Source organism: Longimycelium tulufanense (assembly GCF_014645795.1).
Lineage (GTDB): Bacteria > Actinomycetota > Actinomycetes > Mycobacteriales > Pseudonocardiaceae > Longimycelium > Longimycelium tulufanense.
In genome coordinates, this window is record NZ_BMMK01000041.1 from 14958 (window position 1) to 30550 (window position 15593).

The 15593-nt window shown below is 67.8% G+C and carries 17 protein-coding genes; all 17 read left to right on the top strand.

The annotated features are described in order from the left end of the window. Positions 1-171 precede the first annotated feature (171 nt). Entirely contained in the window at positions 172-939 is a 768-nt protein-coding gene (locus tag IEY55_RS27355; RefSeq protein ID WP_189061448.1) for a phage antirepressor KilAC domain-containing protein, read from the top strand. Between the two features lie 70 nt (positions 940-1009). Then, positions 1010-2443 (top strand): terminase large subunit domain-containing protein, encoded by a 1434-nt coding sequence (locus tag IEY55_RS27360; protein WP_189061449.1) that lies wholly within the window; start codon positions 1010-1012, stop codon positions 2441-2443. 22 nt (positions 2444-2465) lie between these two features. Next, positions 2466-2618 carry a hypothetical protein gene (locus tag IEY55_RS27365; RefSeq protein ID WP_189061450.1) on the top strand — a complete coding sequence of 51 codons (153 nt, stop codon included), beginning with the start codon at positions 2466-2468 and terminating at the stop codon, positions 2616-2618. After that, positions 2615-4051 carry a phage portal protein gene (locus IEY55_RS27370; RefSeq protein ID WP_189061451.1) on the top strand — a complete coding sequence of 479 codons (1437 nt, stop codon included), beginning with the start codon at positions 2615-2617 and terminating at the stop codon, positions 4049-4051. Before IEY55_RS27365 ends, IEY55_RS27370 begins: the two co-directional genes overlap by 4 nt. Continuing rightward, positions 3999-4568, top strand: a complete 570-nt coding sequence (locus IEY55_RS27375) for an HK97 family phage prohead protease (RefSeq protein ID WP_189061452.1) — start codon at positions 3999-4001, stop codon at positions 4566-4568. The genes IEY55_RS27370 and IEY55_RS27375 overlap by 53 nt, the downstream gene beginning before the upstream one ends. 86 nt (positions 4569-4654) lie before the next feature. Continuing rightward, positions 4655-5857: a phage major capsid protein gene (locus tag IEY55_RS27380; protein WP_189061453.1), complete on the top strand. Its 1203-nt coding sequence runs from the start codon at positions 4655-4657 to the stop codon at positions 5855-5857. 68 nt (positions 5858-5925) lie between these two features. Then, complete coding sequence (locus IEY55_RS27385; protein WP_189061454.1) at positions 5926-6099, top strand: DUF7302 family protein; 174 nt, start codon at positions 5926-5928, stop codon at positions 6097-6099. Between the two features lie 2 nt (positions 6100-6101). Further along, the gene (locus IEY55_RS27390) at positions 6102-6665 is read left to right on the top strand and encodes a hypothetical protein (RefSeq protein WP_189061455.1); all 564 of its coding nucleotides are present in this window, start codon (positions 6102-6104) and stop codon (positions 6663-6665) included. Then, entirely contained in the window at positions 6665-7099 is a 435-nt protein-coding gene (locus IEY55_RS27395) for a hypothetical protein (RefSeq protein ID WP_189061456.1), read from the top strand. The genes IEY55_RS27390 and IEY55_RS27395 overlap by 1 nt, the downstream gene beginning before the upstream one ends. Continuing rightward, positions 7096-7284 carry a hypothetical protein gene (locus IEY55_RS27400; protein ID WP_189061457.1) on the top strand — a complete coding sequence of 63 codons (189 nt, stop codon included), beginning with the start codon at positions 7096-7098 and terminating at the stop codon, positions 7282-7284. The genes IEY55_RS27395 and IEY55_RS27400 overlap by 4 nt, the downstream gene beginning before the upstream one ends. Beyond that, on the top strand, positions 7281-8276 hold the full coding sequence (locus IEY55_RS27405; protein ID WP_189061458.1) for a phage tail tube protein: 996 nt from the start codon (positions 7281-7283) through the stop codon (positions 8274-8276). The genes IEY55_RS27400 and IEY55_RS27405 overlap by 4 nt, the downstream gene beginning before the upstream one ends. Then, a complete protein-coding gene (locus tag IEY55_RS27410; RefSeq protein WP_189061459.1) occupies positions 8273-8680 on the top strand; it encodes a hypothetical protein in 408 nt (135 codons plus the stop codon). Before IEY55_RS27405 ends, IEY55_RS27410 begins: the two co-directional genes overlap by 4 nt. A gap of 20 nt (positions 8681-8700) precedes the next feature. Next, positions 8701-8946 carry a hypothetical protein gene (locus tag IEY55_RS27415; protein ID WP_189061460.1) on the top strand — a complete coding sequence of 82 codons (246 nt, stop codon included), beginning with the start codon at positions 8701-8703 and terminating at the stop codon, positions 8944-8946. A 160-nt stretch (positions 8947-9106) separates the two neighbouring features. Then, entirely contained in the window at positions 9107-12556 is a 3450-nt protein-coding gene (locus IEY55_RS27420) for a tape measure protein (protein WP_189061461.1), read from the top strand. 18 nt (positions 12557-12574) lie between these two features. After that, positions 12575-13447: a phage distal tail protein gene (locus tag IEY55_RS27425; protein ID WP_189061462.1), complete on the top strand. Its 873-nt coding sequence runs from the start codon at positions 12575-12577 to the stop codon at positions 13445-13447. A gap of 19 nt (positions 13448-13466) precedes the next feature. Continuing rightward, entirely contained in the window at positions 13467-14498 is a 1032-nt protein-coding gene (locus IEY55_RS27430) for a hypothetical protein (RefSeq protein WP_189061463.1), read from the top strand. Between the two features lie 43 nt (positions 14499-14541). After that, positions 14542-15585, top strand: coding sequence for a hypothetical protein (locus IEY55_RS27435; RefSeq protein ID WP_189061464.1), 1044 nt, complete (start codon positions 14542-14544; stop codon positions 15583-15585). The last annotated feature ends 8 nt before the right edge of the window (positions 15586-15593 follow it).

Consider the following 15593-nt stretch of genomic DNA (forward strand, 5'->3'; position numbering starts at 1 on the left):
CGCGAACCTGGGAAAGCCGTCCACAGGAGATCTGGCGACCCGAAGGGCTCGTGCCTACCCGTCCGCGCCAGACGGCATGACCTCACTCACACTTCGTCCCCACCTGGAGATCGCCTCACCCACCTCCTCGCCAGTACACGGGACACGCCCGTGTGGGAGAGGAGCTTTCACGTGAACGACACCCAAACCTTCCAGTTCGGCGGCACCGAGGTGCGTGCCGTCCTGCGGGACGGGGAACCGTGGTTTGTGGGCCGCGACATCTGCTGGGCTCTGGGGATCACCAACCCCAGCGACGCCCTAGCCAAGCAGGTCCCGGCGGAGTGGAAGGGGGTAGAAACCGTCTACACCCCTGGCGGCCCCCAGCGGCTGTCCGTGGTCAACGAGTCCGGCGCCTACCGGCTGATCATGCGGTCGAACAAGCCGCAGGCGGTGACGTTCCAGAACTGGCTCGCCGGTGATGTCCTGCCCCAGCTTCGCCGGACCGGCCGCTACGACGTGGCCGAGGCGGCGGTGGAGCGTGGGGTGGAGCTGCCCGCGCTGCTCAAGCAGACCACGCAGGCGTTGGAACAGATGATCGCCCTGAATCGAGAGCAGGCCGCGAAGATCACCGCTGATGCCCCGAAGGTGGAAGCGTTCGATGCTGCGATGTCGGCCGCGGGCTGTCACCCGCTGAATGCGGCGGCCAAGGTACTCGGGCATGGGCCGAACCGGTTCACCGCGCGGCTGCGGGAGCTGGGCGTGCTGATGTATGTGACCAACGAGTTGGGTGGGCGGTGCAACGTGCCGCAGCAGAGGCACATCGACGCCGGCCGGTTCGTGCTCAAGACCTACCCGACCTGGGACGCCCATGGTCGCCGGTTCACCGCCTACACCACCTATGTGACCCCGAAGGGCCTAGAGTGGCTGCGCTCGGTCCTCGGTGCCCTCGCGACACTCTGACCCAAACGCTTCCCCGTGACCCCGCCCGATCTTGGGCGGGGTTTCTTGTGTGCCTGACAAGGAGTGACGCGTGTCTCGGCTCCCCCAGGCCGAGCGCGTCATCCAGTTCATCGAACGGTTCTGCACGCTCGGCGGCTCCTACGCCGGCCAACCGTTCCGGCTGCTGGAGTTCCAGAAGGACATCATCCGCGACGTCTACGCCGAGGACCCTGCTGGTCGGCGCCTCCGCCGCACCGCGGTCATCGGGATGCCGCGTAAGAACGGCAAGACCCAGCTTGGTGCGGCGCTGGCGGTGTATGGCCTGATTGCCGACCAGGGCGACCCCAACCCTCGTGTCTACTCGGTCGCCAACGATCGGCAGCAGGCCCGGCTGTGTTTCGACGAGGCCAAGCGGATGATCCGCGCGAGCCCGGGGCTGTCGCGGGTGTGCACGATCCACCGGGACGTCATCCACTGCCACCGCACCGGCGGCGAGTACCGTGTGCTGTCCGCCGACGCGGGCACCGCCCAGGGCCTGTCACCCACCACCGTCATCTACGACGAGTTGGCGCAGGCGCGCACGGATGACCTGTGGGCGGCGATGCGCCTAGGCTCGGCGGCCCGGCAACAGCCGCTGACAATCGCGATCTCCACCGCCGGCCCATACCTGGATGGCTACCCGTACTTCGAGCTGTACGAGTACGGCCGCAGGGTCCTTTCGGGCGAGGTCGACGACCCGAGCTTCACCATGTGGTGGTGGGGGCCGGCCCCGGAGGAGAGTGTCGACCCCTACGACCCGCAGGTCTGGCGCCGCTACAACCCGGCGTGGGAGCTGCTGAGCGAGGCCGAGTTCCACGCCCCCAGCAAGTCCACCTCGGAGTTCCAGTGGCGCACCTACCGGATCAACCAGTGGGTCCGGGGCGGCACGAGCTGGAACGTGTCCGCGCTCTGGCCCAGCCTGGCCAAGACCGATGACCCGCTCCAGCCCGGGGACGAGGTCGTGTTGGGCCTGGACGGGTCCTGGTCCGGCGATGCGACCGCTATCGTCGCCTGCCGCATCCGGGACCTGCACCTGGCACCGGTCCGGGTGTGGGAGGCACCCGAGGGCGATGCCGAGTGGCGGCTGCCCCACGCCGAGCTGGCCCACGTGCTCGACGAGGCGTGCCGCACCTACCGGGTGGCCGAGGTCGCCGCCGACCCCTACCGCCTGGAGATGACGCTCCAAGAGCTGTCCGACGCCGGCCTGCCGATCGTCGAGTTCCCCACGGCCAGCCTGGCTCGGATCATCCCCGCGCACACCGAGTTCACCCGGGCCGCCCAAGACAAGCGGCTCAGCCACAACGGCGACCCGGTACTGGAGCGGCACGTCCGCAACGTCGTGATCAAGGAAGACCATCGCGGCGCCCGGCCAACGAAGGAATACCGGTCCTCCAAGCGCTACATCGACGCAGCGATCGCCGCCGAGATCGCCTTCTACCGCGCCCTGTTCTACGCCGAGCCCGGTACGCCGGAGCTGTTCTTCTGATTCTGCAAGGAGTTTGTCCCCTGTGCGTGCTCTGCTCGCGCTGCTCGCCCTCTCGGGCGTGGCCTGTGTCCTCGTGGGTCTGTGGCTCATCTGGCCGCCGCTGACCTGGATTGTCGGCGGCGTTGTGGTGCTGCACGCGGCCCGCGAGTCGGCCGCTGGGGCGGGTGGTCGATGAGCTGGTTGTCCCGGCTGCTCGGGGTGCGCTCCGAGCAGCGGCAGATCGACCTCGATTCGTTCACCGAGCCCATCCGCTCACTCCTGGTCGGCTCCTATGACACCCAGATCGGGATGAAGGTTACGCCGGAGACGGCGTTGCGGCTCTCGACGGTGTACGCGTGCGTCAATCTGATCTCCTCCACGATCTCGACCCTGCCGGCGACTGCCCATCGGCGTGATGCGAGCAACCAGCGTCGCGCCGAGCGGGTGCCGATGTGGGTCGAGGAACCCTTTGGGCCGTTGGCTTCCTCGGGGCAGATCGAGTTCCGTGCCCAGACGATGGTGTCGTTGCTGTTGCACGGCAACGCCTACTGGTTGATCCAGCGCAACAGCCGCGGCCTTATCCAGTCGATGACCGTAGTGGACCCCGGCCTGGTGTCGTTGTCCGCCCAGAAGGGCCAGCGGGTCTATCGGATCGCGGGGGAGACGCTGCGGCCGACCTGGGACCTGGAGCACCTGGTCGGCATCCCGATGCCCGGCGAGCACTACGGCCTGTCCCCAATCCGGGCCGCGGCGCAGGCCATCGGGGTCACGTTGGCGGCCCAGAGCTTCGGTGCCCGGTTCTTCGGCAACTCCGCCATGCCCTCCGGGATCATCGAGGCCCAGGGCAGGCTCACCACTGAAGCTGCTCGGCAGCTGATGGAGCGCTGGCGCGCCGCACACGGCCGGGACAACACCGGTGGTGTCGCCGTGCTGTCGGAAGGTGCGACATTCAAGAGGATCAGCCTCTCCCCGGAGGAAGCCCAGTTTCTGGCTGTGCGCCAGTTCGGTGTCGCCGACATCGCCCGCCTGTACCTCGTACCTCCGCACCTGATCGGTGACGCCACCGGCTCGACCTCCTGGGGTTCCGGCTTGGCGGAGCAGAACATCGGCTTCGCCCAACATTGCCTTCGACCTTGGGTCTCGCGTCTGGAAGCGGCTATGACCCGACTGGCCCGGTCCGAGCCCGACCGCACCCGGGACTTCGAGATCCGGTTGCAGATGGGCGACCTGCTGCGCGGCTCCCCCACCGAACGCTCCCAGGCAGCGATCCAGCTCGTGCAGTACGGCATCCGCACTCCGGACGAGATCCGCGCCGAGGACGATCTGCCCCCGCATCCCGAGGGGATCGGCTCGGTGCCCTACGTGCCGCTGAACATGGGGCCGCTCGGCTCCAACAACGAGCGTGCCGAGGGCCAAGCCGCCGAGCAGGAATGGAAGGCCGAGATCGCCCGTCTGGAAGCGCTGATCCTCGCGCAGCAGGCCGCAGCGGCCGGCTCACCCGAGGCGATGGACGAGGTCGACGAGAAACCGGACCCGGAATACCCGCCCTACGACGAGGACAAGGAGACGCCGCCGCTTGAACCTCGAATCCCGCAGCGTCGATGTGCCTGTGGAGTGGGCCGAGCGTGACGACGGTGGACTGACGCTGGTCGGCTACGCCTGGGTCTACGACTCCTGGTCCCACGACCTGGGCGGGTTCGTCGAACGCATCGAGCCGACAGCGCGGTGGGAGCCGTGGAACGGGGACGTCATCGCCGCGTTCAACCACAGCGCCGATCAGCTTCTCGGCCGCCTCTCCTCGGGCACGCTGCGCCTGTCCACGGATACCCGGGGCGGGCGGTACGAGATCGACCTGCCGAACACCAACGCCGGTCGCGACGTGGCCGAGCTACTGCGCCGCGGGGACCTGCGTGGCTCCTCGTTCCGCTTCGCCACCCCCAGCGGGGGCGACTCGTGGGAGGAGCGCGACGGCCACCTAGAGCGCACCTTGCACCGCTTCACCGTCATGGACGTCGGCCCGGTAACCACCCCGGCCTACCCGGACACCGAGGCCGCCCTGCGCTCGCTGGCGCACTTCCGCGCCCAGCACGCCCCGCCGGCCGGCCCGGCTCCGCGCCGGCACCGTCGCATTCTCGGCGTCGCCTAACGCCCTCCCCTTCTGTCTGACCGCTTGAGCCCCGCCGTCTGCGCGGGGCCGCCGTCTCACGCCCTCGGGCGTTTGTGAAAGGAAATATGAGTCTGTTTGAGCGGCTGGCCCGTGTCCACGAGGAGCGCGGCCGAGCTGTGGAGGAGCTGCGGGCACTGGCCGGGGCCACCGAGGGCCGGGAGCCGACCGCGTATGAGACCCAGGTTGAGCAGCGCCTCACGAAGGCCATTGCGGACGGGGACGCCCAGATCCGGGAGCTGTTGGCCGAGGGCCAGCGTGCCCAGGCCGCCGCGGAGGTGGCTGACCGCGCCCACCCGGCCGGCCCGGCTGGTGAGGATCGTGGGCTGACGTCCCAGATGGATGAGCGGCTGTGTGGCCTGTTGGACGGCGAGGTCCGTTCCGCGGAGTTCACGCTGGCTGAGAGTCGGAACCTCAACCGCACCGAGGACCCCGACGTCAAGAAGCGCGACGTCTACGGCCGGCTGTTCGAGTACATCCGTGACCTGTCCAGCGTGATGACGGCGGGCGCAGAAATCCTGCGGACCGAGTCGGGTGAGGACTACTACTGGCCGAAGGTCACCGCTTACAGCGCCGCCGCATTGGTGGGCGAGGGGCAGACCATTCCGGCGAGCGAGCCTAAGTTCGGTCAGCACGTGCGGATCAGCGCCCGCAAGTACGGTCTGACCATCCGTGCGACCTACGAGATCCTGGCCGACGCCAACTTCGATCTCGCAAGTTTCCTGGTGCGGCAGGCGGGCCCCGGTTTCGCCGACGGGTTCAACCGGCTGTTCCTGACCGGCAAGGGCAACGCCGAGAACGAGCCGCAGGGCCTGTTCAGCCACGGCCAGGTGGGCAAGACCCTTGCCGCGTCCACCGCGATCACCGCCGATGAGCTGATCGATGCCTACCACTCGATGCAGTCGCAGTACCGGGCCGGCGCCTCGTGGCTGATGCACGACCTGACCGCCGCGATCCTGCGCAAACTCAAGGACAACGACGGCCGCTACCTGTGGCAGCCCTCTCTCCAGGTCGGCCAGCCGGACATGCTGCTCGGCAAGCCCGTCTACACCGACACGGCGGTGCCGCAGATCGGCACGGGTGCGAAGTTCATCGCCTTCGCCGACCTGAGCCGCGGCTACCTGATCCGGTTCGCCGGGCCGCTGCGGATCGACCGGTCCGAGCACGTCGACTTCGACAAGGACATCGTCGCCTGGCGGTTCCTCCAGCGCATGGACGGCATCGTCACCGACGACCGCGCCATCCGCCTCGTCCAGGCCGCCGACGCCTGATCCCCACCCGCCTACGGAGAGCACCCCGCACGGGGTGCTCTCCGGTTCTTGTGGAAGGAGCTGACCGGATGAAGGTCACCATGCTCACCGCGATCGGCGGACCTGAGATCAACCACGCCGCAGGCGAGACAGTCGAGTTCGACGACAAGGTCGCCCAGCGCCTGGTCGCCGCCGGCCTCGCCGAGCCGGCCGCGGAGCCGACCCCGACGCGTAAGCCTGCTCGGCGCACCCGGGGGTCGTAGGGGTGCCCTACTCCTCGATCGACCGGGTGCGCGAAGCCGATGGGTTCGACACCCACGACTACCCCGACGAGCTGGTGTCCTCCGCGCTCACCTGGGCCGAGGCCGTCGTCGATCACATCACCGTGACCTCTTGGGAACACAAACCTTTCGAGGTCCGAGCCGTCTGCTTCCACTCAGCCGAGCTGTGGCTGGACGTGCTCTTCCCCCAACAGCTCCACCACGCCGTCGACCTCCGCACCGGCTCCCCCGTGGACGTCTCCGGGTGGCGACTGAACCCCCACACCAGCCGGGTCTATCTCCCCACCGTGCGCACCGGCGAATGGCTGGTCGCTGGCCTGGCCGGTGAGACCGACACGCCTCCCGAGGACATTGCCTTCGCCACCACCGTGCTGGCCCGCCACTGGCTGACCAACCTCAACTCCCGCGTCCCCGAACGCGCCGTCAGCGCCCAAAGCGAATACGGACAGATCATCTTCGCCACCGCCTCCCACCGCCGCCCCACCGGCCTGCCGGACGTCGACGCAATCCTGCTGCGCCACAGCCACCGCGCCCCTGGAACCGCCTGATGTGGACCACCATCGCCGCGGTCAAATCCGCCCTCCACAAAAAGATTCGCGACCTAGAACTGCCAGACGTGCAGGTCCTGTACGGCGACCGCGTCGACCGCAAACGCGCCTCGGTCTGGCTCGGCGCGACCGAGCTGTCCGACTCCGAACCCACCGCCTTCCGCGGCGGCGCCCGCGTTCGCCGCAACGAGGACTACATCGTCCACGTTCACGCCGAGGTTCTGGGCAACGATGTCGAACGTACCGAGCGTCGCTGCATCGAGATCGTCGGCCGCATTGAGGAAGCCCTCGCCGCCGACCCCACGCTCGGTCACGCCGTGCCCGGGGTGAAGTCGGTGACCATGTCCAGCCTCCGGCTCAACACCAACGAAACCGACACCGGCCCCATCGCCCACGCCGAGCTGGGCCTGCGTGTGAAGGCATCCCTGGCATGAGCACCCACACCTACACGTACACCGGCCCGTTCCGCCTCGTCGACCTCACCCTGCCCACGCGCTCCCTGCGGGTCGAGCGCGGCACGCCGGTCGAGCTGACCCCCGACGAGGCCGCCGCACTCGCCGACCACCCCGACTTGAGGCGGGTACGCCGGCCGAAGACCCCCAAGGAGAGCACTGAGTGAGCGTCCTGGAAGGCGCGATCCTCCTCGGTGAGGAAACCACCTACGGCACGCCCGCCACCCCCACCCGCGGTTACGAGGGCAAGGCCGACTCCTGGAAGCGTCAGACCGAGTATCAGGAGTCCCAAGGCTTCCGCCCGGGAATGCACACCCTCCGCTCCGACCGACGGCGTCCTATGCACAAGGGCGGTGAAGGCGAGATCGAGCTGGACCTGCTCACCTCCGGCGCCGGGCTGCTCCTCGCCTCGGTGTTCACCACGGTCACATCGAAGCCTCTCGTCCCCGAGGAGGGCAAGGACCCCGTTGCCACCGAGTTCACCTTTGCCACCGACGTGCGCGAGTCCCCCAAGGCCCTCACGGTCCAGGTCCTGCGGCCCCGCGCCTCTGGTGGCACCGTCGCCTTCACCCACACCGGAGTCGTGGCCAAGGAGTTCACGCTCTCCCAGGAAGTCGACCAGAACCTTACCTTCAAGGCTGGCTTCGACTTCCAGGACGTCCTGCTCACCCAGCCCGCAGGCACCCCCGCCTACCCGGCCGAGGCAGTGCCCTTCGCCTGGTCGGAGTGCCAGATCGCCCTCACCGGCGTCACCACCACCGAGTTCGCCCCGAGCAAGTTCGAACTCAACGGCGACCTCGGCCTCAAGACCGACCGCTACCGCCTCGCCAACGGCGGACGCAAGACCAGGCCGTTCCGGAGCCAGGTCCCGGCCTACGAGGGTTCACTGGCCGTGGACTTCGAGGACGTCGCGCTGTACGAGGCATACATCAAGGGCAGCCTTCTCGGCCTCACCGCCACCTGGATCGGCGCCCTAATCGCCCCCGGCATCCACCACCTCGTCAAGGTCGAACTGCCCACCATCCAGTTCTCCGGTGAATCCCCCGAGATGAGCCTGGACGACCTCACCCAGCAGCCACTCCCCTTCAAGGTCCTCGACGCAGGCGACGGCACGCCCGCAGTACGGCTCACCTACGTGACCACCGACACCGCGCCATGAAGTTCCGTGTCCGAGTTGAGGGGGCGCGGGAGCTGCGACGGGAGTTGCAACGGCTGAGCGACCGCAATGGGATGCGCCGGGCGATGCGGGGTGTGCACATCGAAGTGGCCCACCTGGTGTCAGGCCAAGCTACCCGTGAGGCACCTCGGAAGTCCGGACGCCTCGCCTCGACGGTGAAGGGCACGGCCACCGAGACGAAGGCGGTCGTGCAGGCCGGTACCGGCAAGCGGGTGCCGTATGCGGGTCCGGTGCACTTCGGTGCTCCCGCCACCCGTGCGAAAAACCCCAAGAACATCAAGCCCAACCGCTTCATCTACCGCGCGATGGCACGCCGCTACGAGGAAACCCGACGGGCGTTCCGTGACGCCGTCTACCGCGTGCTGCGCAACATCGACAGCAGATGACCACTACCGAGAGGAGATCCGTGGCCGAGCTGGTCACCGTTGACGTCAACGACCTCACAGTGGGTGAGATGGAAGACATCGAGGAGGTCACCGGTACCCCGTTCGATGTCTTGTTCGACCCTGCTGGTCCGAAGGGGAAGATGCTGCGGGCCGCAGCGTGGATCATCAAGCGTCGTAACGACCCTGACTTCACCTTTGAGCAGGCGCGCGATCTGCGGGTGAATCTGTCTGATGTGGAGCGCCCTACCGAGCCCAGCGGACAGTAAGGTTGGCTCGTCTGCTGGGGCACTACCCCGGTTTGACGCTCGCTGATCTGCGAGCCATGCGCATCTGCGAAATCACTGCCTTGGAACAGGCCGTCCTCGACACGCGCGAAGCGCGGGAGGGCGGCCTTCCTCGTTTGGTCTGACACGCAAAGGACGCTGAGTGGGCCAGCCTGTCAAGATCACCATCCTTGGTGATGCCTCCTCGGTGCGACGTGCGCTCACCCAGACCGCCAAGGGCCTGGATGGTCTGACCTCGAAGCTCGGTTCCTTTGCTGCGACTGCGTCGCGGCGGGCCGCGCAGGTCGGTGCCGCCGTGGCCGCGGTGGGTGGCTACTTCGGCGGCAAGTTCGTCGCCGACCTGGAGGCATCCCAGCTTGCGCTGACCAACATGCTCGGCGACGCCAGCCGCGGCGCCGAGATGTACGGCCAGGTCGTCGCGATGGCCCGCAAGTCGCCGTTCGACACCCAGTCGCTGATCGATGGCGCGAAGCAGATGCTGGGCCTGGGGATGGCGGCCGATCAGATCATCCCCACGCTGCAGACCGTCGTCGACGTCTCCGCCGGACTGGGCATGGGCCCGGAGGAGATCAAGCGGTTCATCAAGGCCCTGTCCCAGATGTCGGCCAAGGGCAAACTTTACGCCGAGGAGATGACGGGCCAGCTCTCCGAGCTGGGCATCAACGGATGGGGCATTCTCGCCGCCAAGACGGGCAAGTCCGTCGAAGAACTGCAGAAGATGGGCGCGAAGGGCGAGCTGGTCGCCTCCAAGTACCTCCCCATGCTCCTGGAGGGTCTGCGCGAGGGCACCAGTGCCAACATCGCCTTCGCCGGGTCGGCTGAGAAGCTGTCCACGACGTGGAAGGGCATGTGGACCCGGCTCAAGGACGAGGCGGGCATGGCCCTGTTCGGGGTGGCGCAGGCAGCAAAGCCGCTGGCTACCGCTGTCTTTCCGCACCTGGTCGACTGGGTTCGTCGTACCGGCACCGCGCTGTCCAACGGCGCGCAGAACTTCGTGTACTTCCTGCGATCGGCCCGTCAGGCGCGCCTGCTCGATCGGACCTTGGCCAAGGTGCGGGCACTGCGGGATGCGCTCGGCCGTGAGCTGCGTCCGGTCTTCGGCGCGGTCCGGACGGCGGCCGGTCGCGCCCTGGACGCGGTGATCACCCGGTTCGAGCGCGCACGCCACACCGTGAAGCAGGTGGTGGGGTATGCCGCTCCCCTGCTGCGGAGCCTGCGTGATGTGATCGTGACCGCTCTCGGCGATGCCGGAGGCGTCGTGAGCACCACGATCAGCCTGTTCACCGGTCTCGGGGGCGCGGCGGCCAGTTCCGTGGTGCTGCTCAAGCCGCTTTTCGACATGCTGTCCGGGTTGGTCGGGATCCTGGCGGCGCTCCCGGCACCGCTGCAAACCGCTGCGCTGGCGTGGCTGGCCTTCGGCCGGGCGGCCCGGACCGGGATGCGGGCACTGGGCAACACGACCCCGATCAAGGGGTTCAACGAGGCCCTGGCCCTCCAGCAGCACCTAGCCCGCATGTCTGGGGAGGAGGTGGGACGCTACGGCGGGGCGTTGACCGCGCTGCGTGCCCAGCTCACCTACGCCGGCCAGGTGTTGCGGGAGAAGTACCCGATCGTCGGACGCCTCGCCGATGCCTACACCAGCGGGGCCAACGCAATCCGCACCTGGACTGGTGAGCAGTACGCCGCCGCGGTCGCCACCACGGCCACGGCCAAGCCGCTGCGCGGGATCCCCTCCGCACTCACGGCCGTGACCGCCGCCGCGGCCGGCACGGCCAACGCTGTGCGTGTCGGACTCCAGTCCGCGGTCACCGGCTTGATCGGTGCGCTCGGCGGGCCGTGGGGCGTGGCCATTGCTGCCGCAGTCGCGGGCTTGTCCTGGTGGACCAGCAAGCAGGAGGAGGCCGCCGCGCGGCAACGCCAGTTGGTCACTACCACCTCCAACTTCGCCTCCACGCTCGACAAGTCCACCGGTGCGCTCACCGACGCCACCCGTGCCGCTGCAACCCATGAGTTGGAACAGCGGGGCCTGATCAAGGCCACGCAGGAGTACGGGATCTACTCCGGCGTGTTGGTAGATGCGATTCTGGGCCAACGGAGTGCCTGGGACATCGTCACGACGAAGATGCGCGAGTACATCGGCGTCCAGCTCGACGCGCGCGAGCACGGCAAAGACCTGGCGGAGATCTCCCGCTACGTCGGCATGTCCGTCGATGAGATCAAGAGCGCGTTGCTCAGTGGTGGCCCGGAGCTGGACCGTTTCCGCAACAAGCTCGACGAGCTGGGCAACGCCTACGCCGGAGCGAACGAGAAGACTCTGCGGATGGCGGGTCTGGACATCATCCGCAACACCGAGGCGATCCGCGGGAACAAGAAGGCCCTCGACGAGCTGGCCGAGGCTCGCCGACGAGCCGTGGAGGCCACACAGCGGGAAGCCCAGGCGATGGGCATCACCCTGCCCTCCGCGTTGAACCTGAAGAACGCAATCGACCAGCTCAAGTCCTCCACCGCCTCAGCTGAAGAGAAAGCCCGCGCGCTGAGCACGGCGCTCAACACGCTCAATGGCGACCAAATGTCGCTGGAACAGTCCGTTGCCCGGTCCCGAGAGTTGGTCGACCAGATGGGCGGGGCCTGGTCACGTGCAGCAGCCCAGGCCCGCGAGCACGGCCAAGCCCTGATCGACGAAACGGGCGCGCTCAACACCCGCATCCCGGCAGGTCGCGAGCTGTTGACCCAGACCGACCAGTACGCCCAGTCTCTGTATCAGGTGATGCAGGCGACCTACGCCAAGGCACGCGCCCAAGGGCAGGACGAAACCGCCGCGGCCAACGCCGCTCGTGAGGCGGGTGAGCGGATGGTCGCCTCCTACCGCGAGCAGGCCATCGCCGCGGGCGGCAACACCGCCGAGGTGGACCGGCTCATCCAACACTACGGGATGGTGCCCTCCGACATCGCCACCGCAATTCTGCAGCCCGGCATGGTCGAAGCGCTGCTGCAGCTTCAGAACCTCAAGGGAAGCGTCGAGCGGGTCCCCGGCGAGAAGAAGATCGTGGTCGACTCCAACGCCATCCCCGAGCGGCAGGAGATGGAGCGCCTCGGCTTCAAGATCAGGGATCTGCCCAACAAGAAGGTCGAGATCACGGCCAGCACAACCGCCGCGAACTCGGCCCTGGACAGTTTCCTCTCGCGTCCGGCCCGCAAGGTGGTGGACATCGTTGGTCGGATGCTCGGCCCGAATGCGGCTGGCGCGATCTGGCCCTTCGCGGCGGGTGGCACGTTCGCCGGTCACCAGCTCCGGGCCATGACCGCCGGTATCGCGCGGTTGGTGCAGCCCAACACGTGGCGGGTCATTGGCGACCGTCCCCGGGACCCGGAGGCGTACATCCCCATCAATCGTGAGGCTCGAAGCCTCGCGATCTTGCGGGAAACCGCGCGCCGCATGGGAGAGCCGCTTGCCCGTGACGCGGGTGTCCGGGCGGTCGCGGCCACCCAGGTGACGAACCACTACCACATCACGATCAATGCGACGACGACTGCGAGTCCGGATGAGATTGGCCGGTCGGTGGCGTTTGCGGTGAAGACCATCGGGAGATGAGCCCTGGCTGAGGTTGAGTTGCCGTGGCGGGACTGGACTGCCCGCTACAACGGACTGCTGCTGGGTGAGGGCACTCCGTATGACCTGATTGAGATTGCCGGGTTGCTGGATGCGCCCGAGGTGCGCACCGCGGACAAGGCGCGGTTGCAGCGACCGGGGATGATCCTGGGCCGCGATGTGGTCGGCGGCCGGACGGTGACTCTCACGGTCGAGGTCTGGGGTCGGGACGTGGGGGAGTTCGAGTCCGCGCTCACCGCGTTTGTGGCGGCGTTCACCCCGGCCCGCCCGTTGAGTTCCTTTCGGTTCCTGTTTCCCGGTGTGGCGGGTGGGGCGTTGTCGGAGGTTGATGCGGTGGTGCGGCGCCGGTCGGTGCCGATGCGGGTGCCAGACTATCTGTATCAGCGCGCCGAGTGTGTGGTGGAGCTGTGGTGCCCGGAGCCGCGGATCTTCAGCCCGCCGCAGACCGCGGTGGCGGGTCCGCCGGAGCCCGCGCCGGGTGTGCGGTTTCCGCTGCGGTTCCCGGTGCGGTTTCCCACCGGCCGCAGTGCCTCCGGGGCGGCCACGGTGCTCAACACCGGCAACGCCCCCACCGATGTGCAGGTACGGCTGGTCGGCCCGGTGCCCAGCCCGCGGATCATCAACTACACCACCGGCCAGGTCCTGGCGTTGGACCTGAACCTGGGCGAGAACGACTTCCTGGACGTGGACTTCGGTACGCGGACGGTGCTGTTGAACGGCACCGCCTCACGGTATGCGTCGCTGTTGTCCCGGCCAGCGTGGTGGGAGTTGGAGCCGGGCCAGCCGACCCGCCTGGGCTATCGCGCGGCGGTGGGCTACCAGCCGGGGCGGTCGTCCCACATGCAGATCACGTGGCGTTCAGCCACGCTGTGAATGTCAGGAGTTTTCTGTTTTGGCTCTTCGGACGCCGGTGCCGTTCCTCTCAGATGTCGAGTATCCGGCCGCCAGTTTCCGCCAGCTTCTGCACACCATGTTCGGTCGCCGCTCCGGCGTGCTGGTCGGGTCGGGTACGGAGCTGCCGTCCTTTGGGGTGGTGCCTCAGCCGACACCGGACATGTCGGTGCGGGTGGGGCGGGGTATCGCGGTGCTGGCGGGCAGCCAGGACACCGAGCAGGGCTCCTACCTGCTGATCAACGACGCTGTGGAGACGGTCCCGATCGGCCCGGCCAGCACGGTCAACGATCGGATTGATCTGGTCGGGTTGGCGGTGCGGGATGGCGACTACACCGCGGGAGACTCGACGGCCGAAATCGTCGTCCTTGCTGGTGCACCCGCGGCGAACCCGGAAAGACCGACACCGGACCCCGACGTCACGTTCCTGCCGTTGGCCGAGGTTGTTGTCCCGGCCAAGACCTCGGTCATCACCCGGGACCAGGTCCACGACCTGCGCACGTTCACCGCGGCGCAGGGTGGCATCCAGTACACCGTCCAGAGCGAGTTCGACCACCCGGGCTTCCTCGGTCAACTCCGCTACATCCCCACGCACGGGATCTCACCGGTCCAGGTCTTCCACTCCGGCCGCTGGCGGGGCATCACCTCGACGGTCTACCAGACCACGAACATCAGGGTGTACAACAACACCGCCGTTGATCGGCTGGAACTGGCCCGACTGTCCATTCCGGACCCGGGCTACCCCTATGTGGTCGACACCAGCTTCCGTTACGAGTACGGGGCTCCTGGCGGCACGCGCTATGACGGTCACGTCGTGGTGGACAACCTCTCCCAGGGAGCAGTCGTCAACGTCTACGTGGGCCAAGGGCCCACCGGTGATGTTCGTACCGCGGTGGCGGCCACCCAGAGCAGCCACGTCCTGACCGGCCCGCACACGCTGATTCTGCGGGCCAGTCGGATCTACGGCACCGGCGGCTTGACGACTACTCCCTACAACGGACTGTTCCAAGCCCGGATTTTCCCTGCACCCTAGGAGAAATGCACCTCTGACGGACTACCGTGTCTTGTACGGGGACTTGACCTCTGGGCATCTTCTCGGTGAGCTGCCGGCCACCGCCCTCCAGCTTACGGAGGTCATCAACGCCCCCGGCTCTATCGAGGTCACCATCCCCAACAATCCGGCTCTCCTGCCGGGACTGTCGGAACACGACTTGGAAGAGGGTGCGACCACCCTCTACGTCGAGAGGGACGGCGTCATCCTGCAACCGGGCTGCATCCTCTGGTCCACCGAGATCACTTTGGGCGGACAGGACGTCATCCTGCGCGGCGAGGGCTTCCACAGCTACTTCCGCCGCCGGCTGCTGCGCACCAACCTATCCTTCCCTCCCACCAGCGACCGGGCGCTGATTCTCAAGACCCTGCTGGACCACGCCCAAGCCCAGGACGGCGGCGACATCGGTATCCGCACCGACCTCATCCGCCCTCTCGGTGCCACCTCCGAGCGCAACTACCTCGGCTACGAACGCAAAACCTACGGCCACCTCATCGAGCTGCTGACCGACGACCAGTACGGTTTCTGCTTCCGCTACGTCTCCCGATGGGACGCGGCCCGCAGCCGGATCAGCACCCACATCGAAATCATCCCGCCGGGAGTTGGCCCCAACGAGCTTGTGTTCGACCTCGCCCGCAACTGCGCCCTGGCGGGCCGGGTCATCCGCGACGGCACGCTCCGGGCCAACCGAGCCGACGCGACCGGCGACGGCAACGGTGACGAGATGCTGATCGAGACCGCGGTCAACCCCCACCGAGGCCGACTCCCCCTGCTGGACCGCGTGGAGTCCTACTACTCGATCACCGAACGCACCACCCTGCGCGGCAAGGCCGAAGCCCTGCTCCTGCGCGGCGCCGAATCCGTCATCGTCCCTACCCTCACCGTCGACCCGGACGCTGACCCGCGACTGGGCAGCTACGGCACCGGACACAGTGGCCGATTCGTGGCCCAACTCGGACTGCTGGACATCGACGCCGCCTACCTCGTCTCCGAGATCCGACTCACCGTCAGCGAGACCGGAGAAGACGTCCAGGTCTCCCTCGCCACCGATATCCCCACCGTCTCATGAGGAGCAGC